Origin of the sequence: Bacteroides sp. D1 (genome assembly GCF_000157095.2) — a bacterium.
Classification (GTDB): Bacteria; Bacteroidota; Bacteroidia; order Bacteroidales; family Bacteroidaceae; genus Bacteroides; species Bacteroides xylanisolvens.
The window spans coordinates 144,644-161,361 of sequence record NZ_JH114342.1; the positions used below are offsets into that span (position 1 = coordinate 144,644).

14 protein-coding genes are annotated in these 16,718 nt (G+C 46.6%); 10 read left to right on the forward strand and 4 right to left on the reverse strand.

Features of this window, described 5'->3' with window-relative positions:
• Positions 1–14: 14 nt before the first annotated feature.
• Positions 15–1,376, reverse strand: coding sequence for an MATE family efflux transporter (locus BSAG_RS11250; protein WP_004316966.1), 1,362 nt, complete (start codon positions 1,374–1,376; stop codon positions 15–17).
• A 138-nt stretch (positions 1,377–1,514) separates the two neighbouring features.
• Between BSAG_RS11250 and BSAG_RS11245 the strand changes: the two genes are divergently transcribed.
• The 3 genes from BSAG_RS11245 to BSAG_RS11235 all read left to right on the forward strand — a co-directional run bounded on the left by BSAG_RS11245 (position 1,515) and on the right by BSAG_RS11235 (position 4,415).
• Positions 1,515–2,162 (forward strand): HAD family hydrolase, encoded by a 648-nt coding sequence (locus BSAG_RS11245; RefSeq protein ID WP_004316965.1) that lies wholly within the window; start codon positions 1,515–1,517, stop codon positions 2,160–2,162.
• A 265-nt stretch (positions 2,163–2,427) separates the two neighbouring features.
• Positions 2,428–3,249, forward strand: coding sequence for a 3-methyl-2-oxobutanoate hydroxymethyltransferase (panB, locus tag BSAG_RS11240; RefSeq protein ID WP_004316964.1), 822 nt, complete (start codon positions 2,428–2,430; stop codon positions 3,247–3,249).
• An 8-nt stretch (positions 3,250–3,257) separates the two neighbouring features.
• Complete coding sequence (locus BSAG_RS11235; RefSeq protein ID WP_004316963.1) at positions 3,258–4,415, forward strand: MFS transporter; 1,158 nt, start codon at positions 3,258–3,260, stop codon at positions 4,413–4,415.
• A gap of 103 nt (positions 4,416–4,518) precedes the next feature.
• Here the strand turns inward: BSAG_RS11235 and BSAG_RS11230 are convergent, their stop codons facing one another.
• Entirely contained in the window at positions 4,519–6,735 is a 2,217-nt protein-coding gene (locus tag BSAG_RS11230; protein WP_004316962.1) for a RelA/SpoT family protein, read from the reverse strand.
• A gap of 106 nt (positions 6,736–6,841) precedes the next feature.
• On the opposite strand from BSAG_RS11230, the gene BSAG_RS11225 reads away from it, so the two are divergent.
• The 5 genes from BSAG_RS11225 to BSAG_RS11205 all read left to right on the forward strand — a co-directional run bounded on the left by BSAG_RS11225 (position 6,842) and on the right by BSAG_RS11205 (position 12,426).
• A complete protein-coding gene (locus BSAG_RS11225) occupies positions 6,842–8,359 on the forward strand; it encodes a DUF4301 family protein (protein WP_008017989.1) in 1,518 nt (505 codons plus the stop codon).
• Positions 8,360–8,512: 153 nt separating this feature from the next.
• Complete coding sequence (locus BSAG_RS11220) at positions 8,513–9,136, forward strand: chloramphenicol acetyltransferase (protein ID WP_004315311.1); 624 nt, start codon at positions 8,513–8,515, stop codon at positions 9,134–9,136.
• Between the two features lie 34 nt (positions 9,137–9,170).
• Positions 9,171–10,565: an acyloxyacyl hydrolase gene (locus tag BSAG_RS11215; protein WP_004315310.1), complete on the forward strand. Its 1,395-nt coding sequence runs from the start codon at positions 9,171–9,173 to the stop codon at positions 10,563–10,565.
• A 45-nt stretch (positions 10,566–10,610) separates the two neighbouring features.
• A complete protein-coding gene (locus BSAG_RS11210; RefSeq protein ID WP_004315309.1) occupies positions 10,611–11,174 on the forward strand; it encodes a Crp/Fnr family transcriptional regulator in 564 nt (187 codons plus the stop codon).
• Positions 11,175–11,271: 97 nt separating this feature from the next.
• Positions 11,272–12,426, forward strand: a complete 1,155-nt coding sequence (locus BSAG_RS11205) for an acyltransferase family protein (RefSeq protein ID WP_004315308.1) — start codon at positions 11,272–11,274, stop codon at positions 12,424–12,426.
• A 171-nt stretch (positions 12,427–12,597) separates the two neighbouring features.
• On the opposite strand, the gene BSAG_RS11200 is transcribed toward BSAG_RS11205, so the two are convergent.
• Positions 12,598–13,068 carry a GNAT family N-acetyltransferase gene (locus BSAG_RS11200; protein ID WP_004315307.1) on the reverse strand — a complete coding sequence of 157 codons (471 nt, stop codon included), beginning with the start codon at positions 13,066–13,068 and terminating at the stop codon, positions 12,598–12,600.
• 20 nt (positions 13,069–13,088) lie between these two features.
• Positions 13,089–14,255, reverse strand: coding sequence for a formate-dependent phosphoribosylglycinamide formyltransferase (purT, locus tag BSAG_RS11195; protein ID WP_008639987.1), 1,167 nt, complete (start codon positions 14,253–14,255; stop codon positions 13,089–13,091).
• Between the two features lie 635 nt (positions 14,256–14,890).
• On the opposite strand from purT, the gene atpD reads away from it, so the two are divergent.
• Positions 14,891–16,408, forward strand: coding sequence for a F0F1 ATP synthase subunit beta (atpD, locus tag BSAG_RS11190; RefSeq protein ID WP_004315305.1), 1,518 nt, complete (start codon positions 14,891–14,893; stop codon positions 16,406–16,408).
• 12 nt (positions 16,409–16,420) lie between these two features.
• Positions 16,421–16,666: an ATP synthase F1 subunit epsilon gene (gene atpC, locus BSAG_RS11185; RefSeq protein ID WP_004315304.1), complete on the forward strand. Its 246-nt coding sequence runs from the start codon at positions 16,421–16,423 to the stop codon at positions 16,664–16,666.
• The last annotated feature ends 52 nt before the right edge of the window (positions 16,667–16,718 follow it).

Here is a 16,718-nt window from a genome sequence, read left to right on the forward strand (position 1 = left end):
GGGCAGACACCGCCTTATTCTGCTACTACCGGATGCTGTTTGGAAACCTTCTTGATATAAATCATCAGACTGATAACGGCCGTAATAAACGCCAGCGCATCCGATACCGGCATACTGATCCAGATACCTTCCAATCCCCACCAGTTAGGGAAAAGTAATAAGCAAGGCAAAAGATAAAGCAACTGACGCGTCAGCGAAAGGAAAATACTGACTTTTGCCTTGCCGATACTTTGGAAAAAGTTACCGATTACAATTTGTGCCCCTACAAACGGGAACATCAACACAGTCAGCCGGATACCGCCTACCGCCAAATCAATCAACTCATCGCTATCGGTGAAGAGAGCCGATACGGCATGAGGGAAAAACTCACAAATCACGAACCCGCTGCTCGTAATCACTACCCCGGAGATAATCCCCAGTCGCAACGTTTGTTTCACTCGGTCTATCTTTTGTGCGCCGAAGTTGTAGCCCACGATTGGCTGCATCCCCATAGTCAGCCCCAACACAATCATTACATAAAGCGTCAGCAACCGATTGATGATGCCATACGCGCCGATAGCCATATCGCCCCCATAATTTTGCAAACTGTTATTGATGATAATCACGATGGCACACGCACACACATTCATCAGGAATGGAGACATACCGATGGCGAAGATACTTTGTACAATCCTCGGTTTCATTTTCCAGATATTCCCTTCAAAATGCACCGTACTGTCTTTCTTGGTGAAGTGGCTCACCACCCACACCATACCGATCAACTGCGAGATAACCGTTGCCGTAGCCGCACCCCTCATTCCCCATTCGAAGTGGAAGATAAAGATAGGAGCGAGGATGATGTTAGCCACCACCGTTACCATTGAAGTAAGCATAGCCTTTTTGGGGTATCCGGTAGCGCGCATCACGTTGTTCAGCCCGATCATTGTGTAAGTGATGGGAGTTCCCAGCAAAATCACCTGCATAAAGCTGCGTGCATACGGAAGGGTGTCGGCGCTGGCTCCGAAAAAAGTCAGTATATCATCCAGGAAGATAAAAGATAGAATACCGAAGAAAAGAGAATTTGTGATACAAAGCATCAGCGTATGTGACAAAATTTCCGTAGCTCCTTTCATATCCTTCTGTCCCAGACGGATAGAGGCGAGGGTAGACCCACCAGCCGAAACCAGTGTACAGAAAGCGACAACAAGATTCATCAGCGGGAAGCTGATAGCCAGTCCGGCAATAGCCATCGGTCCTACGCCATGTCCGATGAAGATACTATCAATGATGTTATAGATAGAAGTAATCGTCATTCCGATAATCGCAGGAATGGAATATTGTAACAGCAATTTGCCGATACGTTCTTTGCCTAAAATGTGCGGGTCGTTCTTGCTCATGCGCCAGTAGATTTTGTTGGATAAAAACGTATGTTACGTTTTTTTTAGCTTTGCAAAGGTACGAATTATTTGCCTGATTCGATGATTATTCGGAACTTTGCGGCGATAGATACACAAGGTTTAACGTTTTAGTTTAATATGAATACAACGAAAACAATTGCAGCACTTTTCGACTTTGACGGTGTCATCATGGATACAGAAACGCAGTACACTGTTTTTTGGGACGAGCAAGGACGGAAATATCTGAATGAAGAAGATTTCGGACGCCGTATCAAGGGACAGACGCTATTACAAATCTATGAAAAGCATTTCGCGGACAAACCCGAAGCGCAGCTCGAAATAAGCGCTGAACTCAATGTTTACGAGAAAAAGATGTCCTACGAATACATCCCCGGAGTAGAAGCCTTCATAGCTGATCTTCGTCGGAACGGTGCAAAGATAGCCGTAGTCACCAGCTCCAACGAAGAGAAGATGGCCAACGTCTACAATGCCCATCCCGAATTTAAAGGAATGGTAGACCGCATCCTGACAGGAGAAATGTTTGCCCGTTCAAAACCCGCTCCCGACTGTTTCCTGCTGGGAATGGAAATCTTTGAAGCCACCCCCGAAAACTCCTACGTCTTTGAGGATTCTTTCCACGGCCTGCAAGCCGGCATGACTTCCGGGGCAACCGTGATCGGACTTGCCACCACCAACTCACGCGAAGCCATCACCGGAAAAGCCCATTATATAATAGACGACTTCACCGGCATGACATACGAAAAAATGATATCTCTCCATAAATAACGGCATTATTTTTAAATAGTTACCTCACTTATATTATATTAATAAATGAAATAAGAAAAATAACCGAGATAAATAAAAATAGTGAGACCCACCCATCCTTTCAAATGCCTTCCAACTATCCAAGCGAAGCATTTGAAAGGATTTTTTGCTTTTCTTTCCCAGTTATGAATTAAATGTTATAACTTTGCCGCAATTTTTGAAAGCGTCCAAATGCGCAGACATCAATGACATAAATCATAATTCATAAATCATAAATTAAAAAGACATGGCTGGTTATATATCAGATGACACAAGAAAGGTGACTACTCATCGCTTGGTTGAAATGAAACAGAGAGGCGAAAAAATATCTATGCTGACTGCGTATGATTACACAATGGCACAGATTGTAGACGGTGCGGGAATGGACGTAATCCTGGTAGGCGACTCCGCTTCTAACGTAATGGCAGGTAACGTGACTACATTACCTATCACGCTCGACCAAATGATTTATCATGCCAAATCCGTAGTACGTGGTGTAAAGCGTGCGATGGTGGTAGTTGATATGCCTTTCGGATCTTACCAGGGCAATGAGATGGAGGGACTTGCTTCCGCTATCCGCATCATGAAAGAAAGTCACGCTGACGCATTGAAGCTCGAAGGCGGTGAAGAAATCATCGACACGGTGAAACGTATCGTATGCGCCGGTATTCCTGTGATGGGACATTTGGGACTCATGCCTCAATCCATTAACAAATACGGAACCTATACCGTACGTGCCAAAGACGAAGCCGAAGCCGACAAACTGATTCGCGACGCCCATTTATTGGAAGAAGCAGGCTGTTTTGCCATTGTACTCGAAAAAATCCCCGCTACCCTTGCAGAGCGTGTAGCTTCCGAGCTCACTATTCCTATCATTGGAATCGGTGCCGGCGGTCACGTAGACGGTCAGGTATTGGTTATTCAGGACATGCTTGGCATGAACAACGGATTCCGTCCGCGTTTCTTACGTCGTTATGCTGACTTGTACACGGTGATGACCGACGCCATCAGCCGTTACGTTTCCGACGTGAAGAATTGCTACTTCCCCAACGAGAAGGAACAATATTAAGATAGTATATGGCAGTTAAATTGTGGACAGTTCATTTTATGCGGATATGTGTAGCTAATTTGCTGTTGTTTATATCCTTGTATGTGTTATTTCCGGTACTTTCCGTAGAGATGGCCGACCGTCTCGGAGTGCCGGCCGCACAGACAGGAGTAATCTTTCTTTTTTTCACCTTGGGGATGTTCCTCATCGGTCCTTTCCATGCCTACCTGGTAGATGCCTACAAACGTAAATACGTATGTATGTTTGCCGCTGCCCTGATGGTAGTGGCGACGATTGGGTACGCCTTTGTGACGAACTTCACAGAACTAATCCTGTTGAGTACCGTGCAAGGACTGGCCTTTGGCATAGGCACTACTGCCGGTATCACCTTGGCTATCGACATCACCAACTCCACACTGCGGAGCGCGGGAAATGTCAGCTTCTCGTGGACGGCACGTCTGGGAATGCTTTTGGGGATTATCCTCGGAGTGTGGCTCTATCAAAGCCACTCATTCCAAAACCTGCTCACTGTATCTGTCATAACCGGAGCTGTAGGAATTCTCATGCTATCGGGGGTATATGTACCTTTCCGTGCGCCGATTGTCACTAAACTCTATTCCTTCGACCGCTTCTTATTGCTTCGTGGATGGGTTCCCGCTATCAACCTGATTCTGATAACATTTGTTCCGGGCTTACTGATTCCAATGGTACACCCTTTCCTAAACGATTTCGTACTCGGAAACGTGGGAATCCCCGTACCGTTCTTTGTCGGCACAACCCTCGGATACATTATCTCCCTGTTCATCGCGCGCCTGTTCTTTTTTAAAGAGAAGACACTGCGCTTGGTCATTATAGGAATCGGGTTGGAAATGGTAGCCATGTCCTTATTGAACACAGACCTTTCGATAGGCATCTCTTCCGTACTCTTGGGATTGGGTTTAGGTTTAACCATGCCGGAATTCCTGATGATATTTGTGAAACTATCCCATCATTGCCAACGCGGAACAGCCAACACTACCCATTTGTTGGCAAGCGAAGTTGGTATCTCCCTGGGTATCGCTACTGCGTGCTACATGGAATTAGATACAGACAAGATGCTCCATACCGGACAGATGGTAGCTTCTATCGCTTTGCTGTTCTTCGTATTGGTCACTTATCCTTATTATATAAAGAAGAAGGTAAGATAAAATAGACAGAAGAACAAAAGAACATATTTCAGGAGTGATGATTATTTTTTGATTTTCATCATACGTATCCAAAAATATGTTCTTTTGTTCTTCTGTCTTAACTTTAATTCCTGCTCACCTGTTTTACTCCCTTCACCGTCCGTAATTTTTTGATAAGAGCCTCCAAACGCCCCGTATCACCCACCATTACTGTCAGTGTGCCAGAGAACAACCCATCGTTCGAATCAATACCGATAGAACGTAGCGTGATACCATTCTCTTTCGAGATGATCGAAGTAATATTTGTTACGATACCAATATCATCATGTCCTACAACGCGCAGCGTGATCGGATATTGCGTACCTTCCGACTTGCCCGCCCAGCGAGCCTTCACAATCCGGTAGCCGAAACGTTCGCGCATCTGGTTCGCGTTCGGACAATCCGACCGGTGTATCTTGATACCGCCGCTCACCGTTACGAACCCGAACACATCATCGCCATAAATCGGGTTACAACATTTAGCCAGTTTAAACTCCAGTCCTTTCAGATTTTGGTCAATCACCAGTACATCCTCTTTAGATGTCGTTTCCTCCTGTGCGGTTTGCAAATTATACCCTTCGGCACTCCGATAAACAATTTCATCGTGCGTATCGCTGTCCCGTTTCTGCTGTTCGATGTATTTATCCAGAATCTCGTTCACATCCAGTCCGCCATCGGCAATCCGTTGATAAAACTCCGTCACGTTTTTGAATCCCAGACGCTTGATGAGGCGCATCATGGTTGCTTCATCATACTCCAGTTTGCGGTTCTTGAATTTTCGTTCCAGCGTCTCTTTGGCAAACGCATGCTGGCGTGCCACCATCTCTTTGAGCGCTTGGCGTATCTTGGTGCGTGCTTTGGAAGTTGTCACGATGTTCAGCCAGTCTTGTTTCGGAGTCTGGGTGTTTGAAGTCATGATCTCCACCTGGTCGCCGCTGTTCAACTTCTGCTTCAACTGCACATTCTTGCCGTTCACTTTCGCGCCGATACACTTGCATCCCAACTTACTATGTATATGGAAAGCAAAATCGAGCACCGTAGCCCCTTTAGCCAGCTTGAACAAATCCCCTTTGGGCGTAAAGACAAACACTTCATCCTCGTAGAGATCCATTTTAAACTGATCCATCACCTTCATCGAGTCGTTGTCCGCGTTCTCCAACGCCTCCCGCACGGAAGTCAGCCACTCGTCCAAGCCCGTTTCTCCTTTGATACCTTTATATCTCCAGTGCGCAGCCAGTCCGCGTTCCGCGATCTCGTCCATCCGTCGGGTACGTATCTGCACTTCCACCCATTTCCCTTCCGGGCCCATCACGGTGATGTGCAACGACTCGTAACCATTACTCTTCGGTATTGAAAGCCAGTCACGCAGACGCTTCGGGTTCGGCTGGTACATATCCGTCACAATCGAATACACCTGCCAGCACTCCTGCTTCTCTTTCGCCGGGTCCGGTTCCGAATCCAGTATGATACGGATGGCGAACAAGTCATAAATCCCCTCGAAAGGAGTCTTTTGCTTCTGAATCTTGTTCCATATCGAATGAATCGACTTCGTGCGTCCCTTGATGTCGAACTTCAGTCCCGCTTCCGCCACCTTCTTTTGGATCGGTTCGATAAAAGCGGCGATATACTTGTCGCGGGAAGCCTTCGTTTCATTCAGCTTATCCTTGATGAAATAATATGTCTCTTTCTGCGTATATTTGAGAGACAAATCCTCCAGTTCCGATTTCAGCTTATACAATCCCAGCTTGTGAGCCAGCGGAGCATACAGGTATGCTGCTTCGTTTGCCACCTTGATCCGGTCCTCCTCGTTGCCTGTATCCTTTATTTTGCGCATCACGTTCACGCGGTCGGCAATCATAATCAGGATTACGCGCATATCCTCCGCAAACGACAGCAGCAGATTACGGAAATTCTCCGACTCGATGGCAGGGCTTTTGGCATACAGCTCGTTCGTCTTCACCAATCCCTTGATGATGCTTGCCACGTCTTCACCATATTCGGCGTTCACCTCGTCGATAGACAATACATGACCTTTCACGATTTCGTGCAACATGATCCCGATCAGGCACGAACCTTTCATACCGATTTCCTCGGCAACGATCACTGCTGTTTGTAAATCTCTGATGACGGGATTCATCCCGAAGTTATTGCGTTGCAGACCGTTACATTGGGCCGCCTTGATAAGATGTTTCTTTAACTTTTGGCAATCTCTCCAGAAAATACTGTCTCCGGCAGACTGCAATAAATGTCGATAGAGTGAAAAAAGCTCCTTTTTTTCCTCCAATGTAAAAAAGTCGTCCATATTCAATCTTGTTAATTCGATGTAAAAGTAGTTTTTTTTCCGGTTATTCGGCAAGAAGTAAATAACATTTTGTATTTTTGGGCATCAATTAATAAAATTAGATATTATGATAACGACACAGGACAAAGAGTTGCTTGCCAAGAAAGGCATCACGGAAGAGCAAATTGCAGAACAATTAGCATGCTTCCAGACGGGATTTCCCTTTTTAAAACTGGATGCGGCAGCTTCCATCGAAAAGGGCATATTAGCTCCCGACGCAGAAGAACAGAAGGCTTATCTGGCCGCCTGGGATGCATATACAAACACAGATAAGACTGTTGTGAAGTTCGTGCCTGCCTCCGGTGCTGCAAGTCGTATGTTTAAGAATCTATTCGAGTTTCTGTCCGCCGATTATGACCAGCCGACTACCAAGTTCGAACAGGCTTTCTTTGACGGAATCAAGAATTTTGCTTTCTATGACGAACTGAATGTGGCCTGCCAGCGTATCTCCGGAAAAGACATTCCCGGACTGATGGAAGAAGGCAACTATAAAGCAGTGGTGTCCGCCCTGCTGGAGACTGCAGGACTGAACTATGGCGCACTACCGAAAGGTCTGCTCAAATTCCATAAATATCCTGAAGGCTCCCGTACTCCGATGGAGGAACATCTTGCCGAAGGCGCTCTGTATGCAGCCGGCAAGAGCGGCAAAGTGAACGTACACTTCACCGTGTCTACCGAACACCGCGAACTTTTCAAGAAGCTCGTGACGGAAAAAGTGGACGACTTCGCCAAACGTTACGGCGTAGACTATTACATCACCTTCTCCGAGCAGAAGCCAAGTACCGACACCATTGCTGCCGATATGGACAACCAACCGTTCCGCGACAACGGCAAACTGCTGTTCCGTCCCGGTGGTCATGGCGCGCTGATTGAGAACCTGAACGACTTGGACGCAGACATCATCTTCATCAAGAACATCGACAACGTAGTGCCCGACCGTTTGAAAGCCGACACCGTTACGTATAAGAAACTGATTGCCGGAGTGCTCGTGACCCTGCAAAAACATGTATTCGAATACCTCACGCTGCTCGACAGCGGCAAGTATACGCACGACCAGATGATGGAAATGCTTCAATTCCTGCAAAAGAAACTCTTCTGCAAGAACCCGGAAACGAAAGACCTCGAAGACTCCGTACTGGCCATTTACCTCAAAAACAAGTTCAACCGCCCGATGCGTGTCTGCGGAATGGTGAAGAACGTAGGCGAACCCGGCGGCGGTCCGTTCCTTGCTTACAACAGCGACGGAACTATCTCCCTGCAAATTCTCGAAAGCTCGCAGATCGACATGGACGATCCGGAGAAGAAAGAAATGTTCGAGAAGGGTACGCACTTCAATCCGGTAGACCTCGTATGCGCTGTGCGTGATTATAAAGGACATAAATTCGACCTGGTGAAATATGTAGATAAAGCCACCGGCTTCATCTCCTACAAATCGAAGAACGGTAAAGACCTGAAAGCTCTCGAACTTCCCGGCTTGTGGAACGGTGCGATGAGCGACTGGAATACCGTCTTTGTAGAAGTTCCTCTTTCTACCTTTAACCCGGTGAAGACAGTGAATGACTTGTTGCGTGAGCAACATCAGTAATTGTATATCTATGTTCACCACAGATTACACGGATTAACACAGATTCTTAATTACCGATAATGGTTGAGATATAAAAAGAAAAAAGGATGCATCCGAATTCAATCTGTGTTAATCTGTGTAATCTGTGGTGAAACTTAAAAAAGAGTGTTTAGAATGAATCAGATAGAGAAGATCATCGATATTGCTACTTGGAACAGAAGAGAACATTACGAACATTTCAGTGCTTTTGACGATCCTTTTTTTGGAGTGACGGTCAACGTAGATTGTACGCGCGCGTATCAGGAAGCCAAAGACAAAGGCGTTTCCTTTTCCCTGCTCGTCCTTCACCGCATCGTGACTGCCGCGGCTGCCGTGGAAGAGTTCCGCTACCGCATCGAAGGCAATCGAGTGGTGTGTTATGACAGTCTTCTGCCCGAAGCCACTGTGGGGCGTGCCGACCACACCTTTTCTTTTGCCGCTTTTGAATACGATCCGGACGAACTCGTCTTTATTCGTCGGGCAAAAGCCGAGATGGAACGCCTGCAAGCCACTACGGGACTCAACAAAGGAGGTACGTTTCATCCCAACGCCATTCATTATTCGGCTGTGCCGTGGCTCTCTTTCACCGATATGAAGCATCCCACCAATATGCGTTCGGGCGACAGCGTTCCCAAAATCTCCACCGGTAAATACTTCCGCGAAGGAGAAAGGCTGATGATGCCCGTTTCCGTCACTTGCCATCATGGATTGATGGATGGCTATCATGTAGCGCAGTTTATCGAGAAGCTCCATTTATAAACTTCGTTCTGAAAAAGACTAACCAGACTATGATATGAGAGTAAAGATACCCAGACGGGAAATCATCCTATTCTGTTCCGCCTTGCTTTTCCCCGTTGCTTCGCTGTGCGCGCAAGAAGTGGGGCAGGAGGTGAAAGAGGTCAGGCAAGACGTGGAGCAACTCCAGCAGGACGTCCGCGAACTTCGTGAAGAAGTGCGTCGATTGCAGGAAGAACTTCATGGATTCCGGCGCAACAGTTTCCCGCAATGTGGCATGGACACGGTAGCTCCTTACGTTCCCCATCGGTTCATTCACCGGTTGGGGATAGAAGCTCGGCCGCAATACGTGTTCCCCACCAATCCTTTCCTGCAAGGAGAGAACGAACGGTGGAAGCCCATCCAAAGTTCCTTTGCCGCTCATTTGAAATATTCCTTCAAGTTTCGTCCCAATACCTGTGCCGACCGTATCTACGGCGGAGCCTACCAAGGCTTCGGCTTGGCCGTCACCACCTTTGGCGACCGTAAGCAACTCGGTGATCCGGTGACGTTCTATGTCTTTCAGGGCGCACGTATCGCCCGTTTCAATCCCCGTCTTTCGCTCAATTACGAGTGGAATTTCGGCCTTTCTGCCGGATGGAAACCATACGATAACGATTACAACTCCTACAACGGAGCGGTAGGTTCACGGGTGAATGCGTATCTCAATGCAGGTATCTACCTCAATTGGTCGCTTTCCCGTTATTTCGATTTTATCATCGGCGGAGATTTTACGCATTTCTCCAACGGCAACACCAAATTCCCCAACGCAGGAGTGAACACCACCGGAGCGAAAATCGGTCTGGTGTACAACTTCAACCGTGAAGAATCCGACCTGACCAAGTCTTTGGTCAAGCCGTATATTCCCCGTTTTCCCCGTCATATCAGTTACGACCTTGTGTTGTTCGGCTCGTGGAGACGGAAAGGCGTGTACGTAGAAAGCGGGAAGCAGATAGCTTCGCCGGGCAGTTACCCCGTGGCGGGATTCAACTTTGCCCCGATGTACAACCTCAACTATAAGCTGCGATTCGGCGTCTCGCTGGACGGTGTTTATGACGGTAGTGCCAATGTGTACACCGAAGACCGGATTGTGGAGTACGATTACGATGGAGGCAGCGGCACTTCCGAACGCAGGTTTCTTGTGCCGGGCATTCAGCATCAGCTTGCTCTCGGACTTTCGGGACGGGCGGAGTATGTAATGCCGTTTTTCACCATCAATGTCGGTTTGGGAACGAATGTGCTGGGGCGTGGCGATTTGCGGGGGCTGTATCAGGTCTTTGCGTTGAAGATAGACGTGACACGTAGCTCTTTCCTTCACATCGGTTACAATCTCCAAAACTTTCAGACACCTAATTATCTGATGCTCGGCTTGGGATTCCGTTTCAATAATAAGTATCCTAAGGTGCGTCATTAGAAATGTCCGTCCGGTGGTCTGTCGAATCAAGTAAGGAATCTCAAAATGGAAAACATTATTCAAAAAATAAGAGAAATCTATCCGGTATCCGATGAAGCGCTTCAGGCGCTTCAGGCGAATATGGAACTGCGATATTATCCTAAAGATACCTATATCGTCCAGTCGGGGGTAACAGACCGCCTGGTTTATTTCATTGAAGAGGGCATTGCCCGTTCCGTATTCCATCACAACGGACAGGATACTACTACGTGGTTCACGCTAGAAGGCGACATTACGTTCGGCATGGATTCGCTCTACTATCAGCAACCGTCGGTGGAGAGCATTGAAACGCTTTCCGATTGCAAAATCTACGTCATCCATATCGACAAGCTGAATATGCTCTACGAAACCTATATCGACATAGCCAACTGGGGGCGTATCCTGCATCAGAATGTCAATAAAGAACTTAGCCACATGTTTGTGGAACGGCTCCAGCTTTCGCCTAAAGAACGGTATGAGCAGTTCAACCGTCGCTATCCCGGACTGATAAACCGGGTGAAGCTGAAGTATGTGGCTGCCTTTTTGGGCATTTCCATCTACACGCTTAGTCGGGTACGTGCTAAAAAATAGTTTTCGGTAGGGCTTTTTTGCTTTTAAGCAAAAGAACTTCGTTTCGCAAACCGTATCTTTGCCATCTGAAAATACTAACTAACTAATAGAAAAACAGATGTCGAACATTTCTTCTTCAGCCTTTGCAGATACCAAAGCACATTATGATCTTCTTGACGGACTTCGCGGTGTAGCGGCTCTTATGGTGATATGGTATCATGTATTCGAGGGATATGCTTTTGCCGGTGGTGGCAATATCGAGACTCTCAACCACGGTTATCTTGCCGTGGATTTCTTCTTTATCCTTTCGGGTTTCGTGATCGGTTACGCTTATGACGACCGTTGGGGCAAGAGTCTCACCATGAAAGATTTCTTTAAACGCCGTTTGATACGTCTTCATCCGATGGTCGTTATGGGTGCCGTATTGGGTGCTATCACATTCTGTATTCAGGGTTGTGTGCAATGGGATGGAACGCATGTAGCCATCTCCATGATTATGTTGTCTCTTCTTTGCACGATATTCTTCATTCCTGCCATGCCGGGGGTGGGATATGAAGTTCGTGGCAACGGTGAGATGTTTCCGTTGAACGGCCCTTGCTGGTCGTTATTTTTCGAGTATATCGGTAATATCCTGTATGCGTTGTTCATCCGTCGCTTGTCCAACAAGGCGCTGACGGTATTTGTGGTGTTGCTGGGGGTAGCATTGGCAGCGTTTGCCGTCTTCAATGTCTCCACTTATGGAAACATAGGAGTGGGCTGGACGCTGGACGGGGTTAACTTCCTGGGCGGCTCCCTACGTATGCTTTTCCCTTTTTCGCTGGGTATGCTGATGTCGCGTAACTTCAAGCCTATGAAGGTGAGAGGTGCTTTCTGGATCTGTACCGTTGCATTGATTGCCCTGTTCGCTGTTCCTTATCTCGAAGGAATGGAGCCGCTTTGCATGAATGGTGTTTATGAAGCGTTTTGTGTGATTGTGGCTTTCCCTATCATTCTTTGGATAGGAGCGTCGGGCACCACTACGGACGTGCAATCGACAAAGATATGCAAATTTCTGGGGGATATATCCTATCCGGTTTATGTGATCCATTATCCGTTGATGTATCTGTTCTATGCATGGCTGATTGAGAATAAGCTCTATACGTTGGGCGAGACTTGGCACGTAGCCGTGTGCGTCTTTGTCTTGAGTATCGTGCTTGCTTATCTGTGCCTGAAACTGTATGACGAACCGATACGTAAATATTTGGCAAAACGTTTCTTGAGTAAGAAACGATAGTTTCATTGTTATGTATCTGAAAAATATTTCATAAAGCTAAAAAAGAACTCCAACCAAGTGGCGGATAAAGTCGCATTGGTTGGAGTTTTTTATCAATAGAATAAGTTTTCTCTTCGTCAGTAAGTGAGACTGATTCTATGTCTTTGCATTTTAGATGTGAAACGATATAGATTAATAGAGTTGCTTGCTCATTTTATAATTGGTGAGACACATTTGATTAGCTTTCCGTTTTTGTTCTTCATCAACCTGAAAACCTTGTTTCTCGAAAAACGGTTTTGCCGTGATGCTAACCTCCGATGTTAATCTTTTCGCACCTCTTTCTCGTGCGTATGCTTCGAGATATTTATACAAAGATGTCGCAATGCCTTGATGCTGAAAGTCCTTATGGACAAACAGCGTGTGCATATATCCGTCGTCGTTGACAGAGCCGAAGCCTACAATCACACCTTCTTCATTTTCTGCAACCACGTAATGTTGCTCTTCGAAAAGCTCACCCCAATGTGATGTATCGTCTCCGCACGAAGCCCAGTTTGCTACTTCTTCGGCTGTATAATCTTTTCGGTTCACAGTCAGGACTGTATGCTGATATAGCTCTTGTAGTGCTGGAATGTCAGACAGGTTTACTTGGCGGATTCTATTCATCTTATCTCTAAATTTCTTTTTTAGTAAACTTCTACTTTCTCTGCAATTCTCTTAGCCTTGTCGCGCAACGCATCCAAATCAGCATCGAGCGGAGCGTAGCAAAGCACCACACCCATACGACGGTTGACGCGTGTAAACGGTTTGCCGAATATACGTAGATAGGTATCTTCTTCTTTGGTCACTTCTTCCAGTCCACGATATTGAGGGCGCTCCTGGCTGGCAATCGGAGAGAGGATGACGGCACTTGCGCCTATTCGTTCTTGCTTGATGCCCGGAATAGGCAGACCGAGCACGGCACGCAGGTGCAATTCAAATTCATTCAGATTTTGTGTTCCTGCCAAAGTTACCATGCCGGTATCGTGCGGACGTGGAGAAAGTTCGGAGAAATAGACTCCGTTTTCATGGCTTAGGAAGAACTCAACTCCCCAAAGTCCTGCGCCTGTCAACGCGCGGGTTACTTTTTCTGCCATCTCTTCCGCTTCTTTCAAATGAGCAGGATCGATGTGTGCAGGCTGGAAACTTTCGCGATAGTCGCCACCTTTCTGCACGTGTCCGATAGGAGGGCAGAACAGGGTGGGGCCGTTCTTTTGAGTAACGGTGAGCAGGGTGATTTCGCTGTCGAATTTGATAAATTCTTCAATGATAAGCTCGCGGATATCGCCACGGCTTCCGCTGCATCCGTATTCCCAGGCGTGTTCAAGTTCGTCGGCACTCTTCACCAGCGACTGTCCTTTACCGGAGGATGACATCAACGGTTTAACGACACAAGGGAAACCGATTTTAGCGGCAGCTTCTTTCAGTTCGTCCAATGTTTTGGCGTAGAAGTATTTGGCTGTTTTCAGTCCGAGCTCTTTGGCGGCAAGGTCGCGGATAGCTTTACGATTCATCGTGAAGTTCACGGCACGGGCGCTGGGCACTACCTGTATGCCTTCTTTTTCGAAGTCATACAAACGTTCTGTGCGGATCGCTTCAATCTCCGGAACGATAATGTCCGGCTGGTGTTTCTTTACGACACGCTCCAGTTCTTCACCGTTCAGCATATCGAATACTTCAAATTCATCAGCCACTTGCATAGCAGGTGCTCCCGCGTATGAGTCGCAGGCAATGATGTGTTGACCTTTACGTTGAGCTGAAATTACAAATTCTTTTCCTAGTTCTCCGGAACCGAGTAACAGTATTTTCTTCATCATTTTGAGTGTTTTATATTAGTGGTGCAAAATTACAGCAAAAAAACGAGATTATAATTGTATATGCGTTGATTATATTTAAAGATTGGTGTGAATTTTAGTGTGTAAACGTGGAATATAGAGAAATGGATAGTGAGAAAATAGGAAATATGGCTTTAAACTTTCTTAAGGAAAGCGTGGAAAAACAATGTTCGTTGTGCTCGAACACAAAACTAGTTGTTTGTGCTACTATTTTGTGTCATGGCTAAATCCTTGATTTTAAACAATGAGAAAGGAAACTGGATACGGAAATTTAGTTTATTGATAGTTAAAATCTATTTTGCTATTGATTTGTAGTCGAAATTCGTCTAAATTGGTCAATCTGTAGTTGTTATTAGTCTAATAAGTGTTAGCGAACGACAAATAATGAAAAAGGAGTAACAACGATATGGAATTGTTTCTACATTTGTGCAGTTGTTTCTTTAACTATTTCTAGTGGTAGAAGTTTCTAGGATATAGAAAATAGTTGAACAAAAAATTAATTCAACTGTTTATTATAATATTGAAATTAGGTAAAACGCGAAAATGTTTATTCCTTATCATATTATAAGGTCAAAAAGGAGAGAAAAGAATAATATAAATAAAAGAGATTGCTTATGTCACAGATTATCGGACATATCTCGCAGGTGATCGGCCCTGTGGTCGATGTGTACTTTGAAGGTACGGATGCGGAACTGGTGCTGCCAAGCATCCACGACGCACTGGAGATAAAGAGGCCAAACGGCAAAATACTGGTTGTAGAAGTTCAGCAACATATCGGCGAAAATACGGTGCGTACTGTAGCAATGGATAGTACCGACGGACTTCAGAGAGGCATGAAAGTGTATCCCACCGGAGGCCCGATCACTATGCCGATAGGCGAACAGATTAAAGGACGATTGATGAACGTAGTCGGTGATTCGATCGACGGTATGAAAGGACTCAACCGCGACGGTGCGTATTCCATTCACCGGGACCCCCCTAAATTTGAGGATTTGACAACTGTGCAAGAGGTGCTCTTCACGGGTATCAAAGTGATCGACCTGCTCGAACCGTATGCCAAAGGTGGTAAAATCGGTTTGTTCGGCGGCGCCGGTGTGGGAAAAACCGTATTGATCCAAGAACTTATCAATAATATCGCCAAGAAACATAACGGATTCTCCGTATTTGCCGGAGTAGGTGAACGTACCCGTGAAGGTAACGACTTGCTGCGCGAAATGATCGAATCCGGCGTTATCCGCTACGGCGAAGCATTCAAGGAAAGCATGGAGAAAGGCCACTGGGATCTTTCGAAAGTAGATTATAACGAACTGGAGAAATCGCAAGTGTCGCTGATTTTCGGTCAGATGAACGAACCTCCGGGCGCACGTGCTTCGGTGGCACTGTCCGGACTGACGGTAGCGGAATCTTTCCGCGACGCCGGTAAAGAAGGTGAGAAACGCGATATCCTGTTCTTTATCGATAATATCTTCCGTTTCACGCAAGCAGGTTCGGAAGTGTCCGCCCTTCTGGGACGTATGCCCTCCGCCGTTGGTTATCAGCCTACGCTGGCCACGGAAATGGGTGCGATGCAGGAACGTATCACGTCCACCCGCAAAGGTTCTATCACCTCCGTACAAGCGGTGTATGTGCCTGCCGATGACTTGACCGACCCAGCTCCTGCAACGACTTTCAGCCACTTGGACGCAACTACCGTACTCGACCGTAAGATCACTGAACTGGGTATCTATCCGGCTGTCGACCCGTTGGCGTCTACGTCACGTATCCTCGACCCGCACATTGTAGGTCAGGAACATTACGACATAGCGCAGCGAGTGAAACAAATTTTGCAGCGTAACAAGGAATTGCAGGATATTATCTCTATCCTCGGTATGGAAGAACTCTCGGAAGAAGACAAGATGGTAGTGAACCGCGCCCGCCGTGTGCAGCGTTTCCTTTCGCAACCGTTTGCCGTAGCCGAACAGTTTACAGGTGTTCCGGGTGTGATGGTGGGTATTGAAGATACCATCAAGGGATTCAAGATGATTCTGGACGGAGAAGTGGATTATCTTCCCGAACAGGCTTTCCTGAATGTCGGCACGATTGAGGAAGCAATAGAGAAAGGTAAGAAATTGCTGGAACAGGCGAAAAAATAAAAATATAGAGTGATGAAAGAACTGCATTTGAGTATAGTATCGCCCGAAAAGAGCATATTCGACGGAGATGTGAAGATTGTCACATTGCCGGGCATGATCGGTTCGTTTTCTATTCTGCCGGGGCATGCGCCCATTGTATCGTCGCTGAAAGCGGGAACGTTGAGTTATACGACGATGGAGGGAGAAGAGCACACGATGGATATTCAGGGCGGTTTTGTTGAAATGAGTGACGGCACGGTTTCTGCCTGTGTTTCCTGACGGAAGCCTTCCGGCACAAAGACCAAGTATCTAAAGATTGAAAAAAACGAGA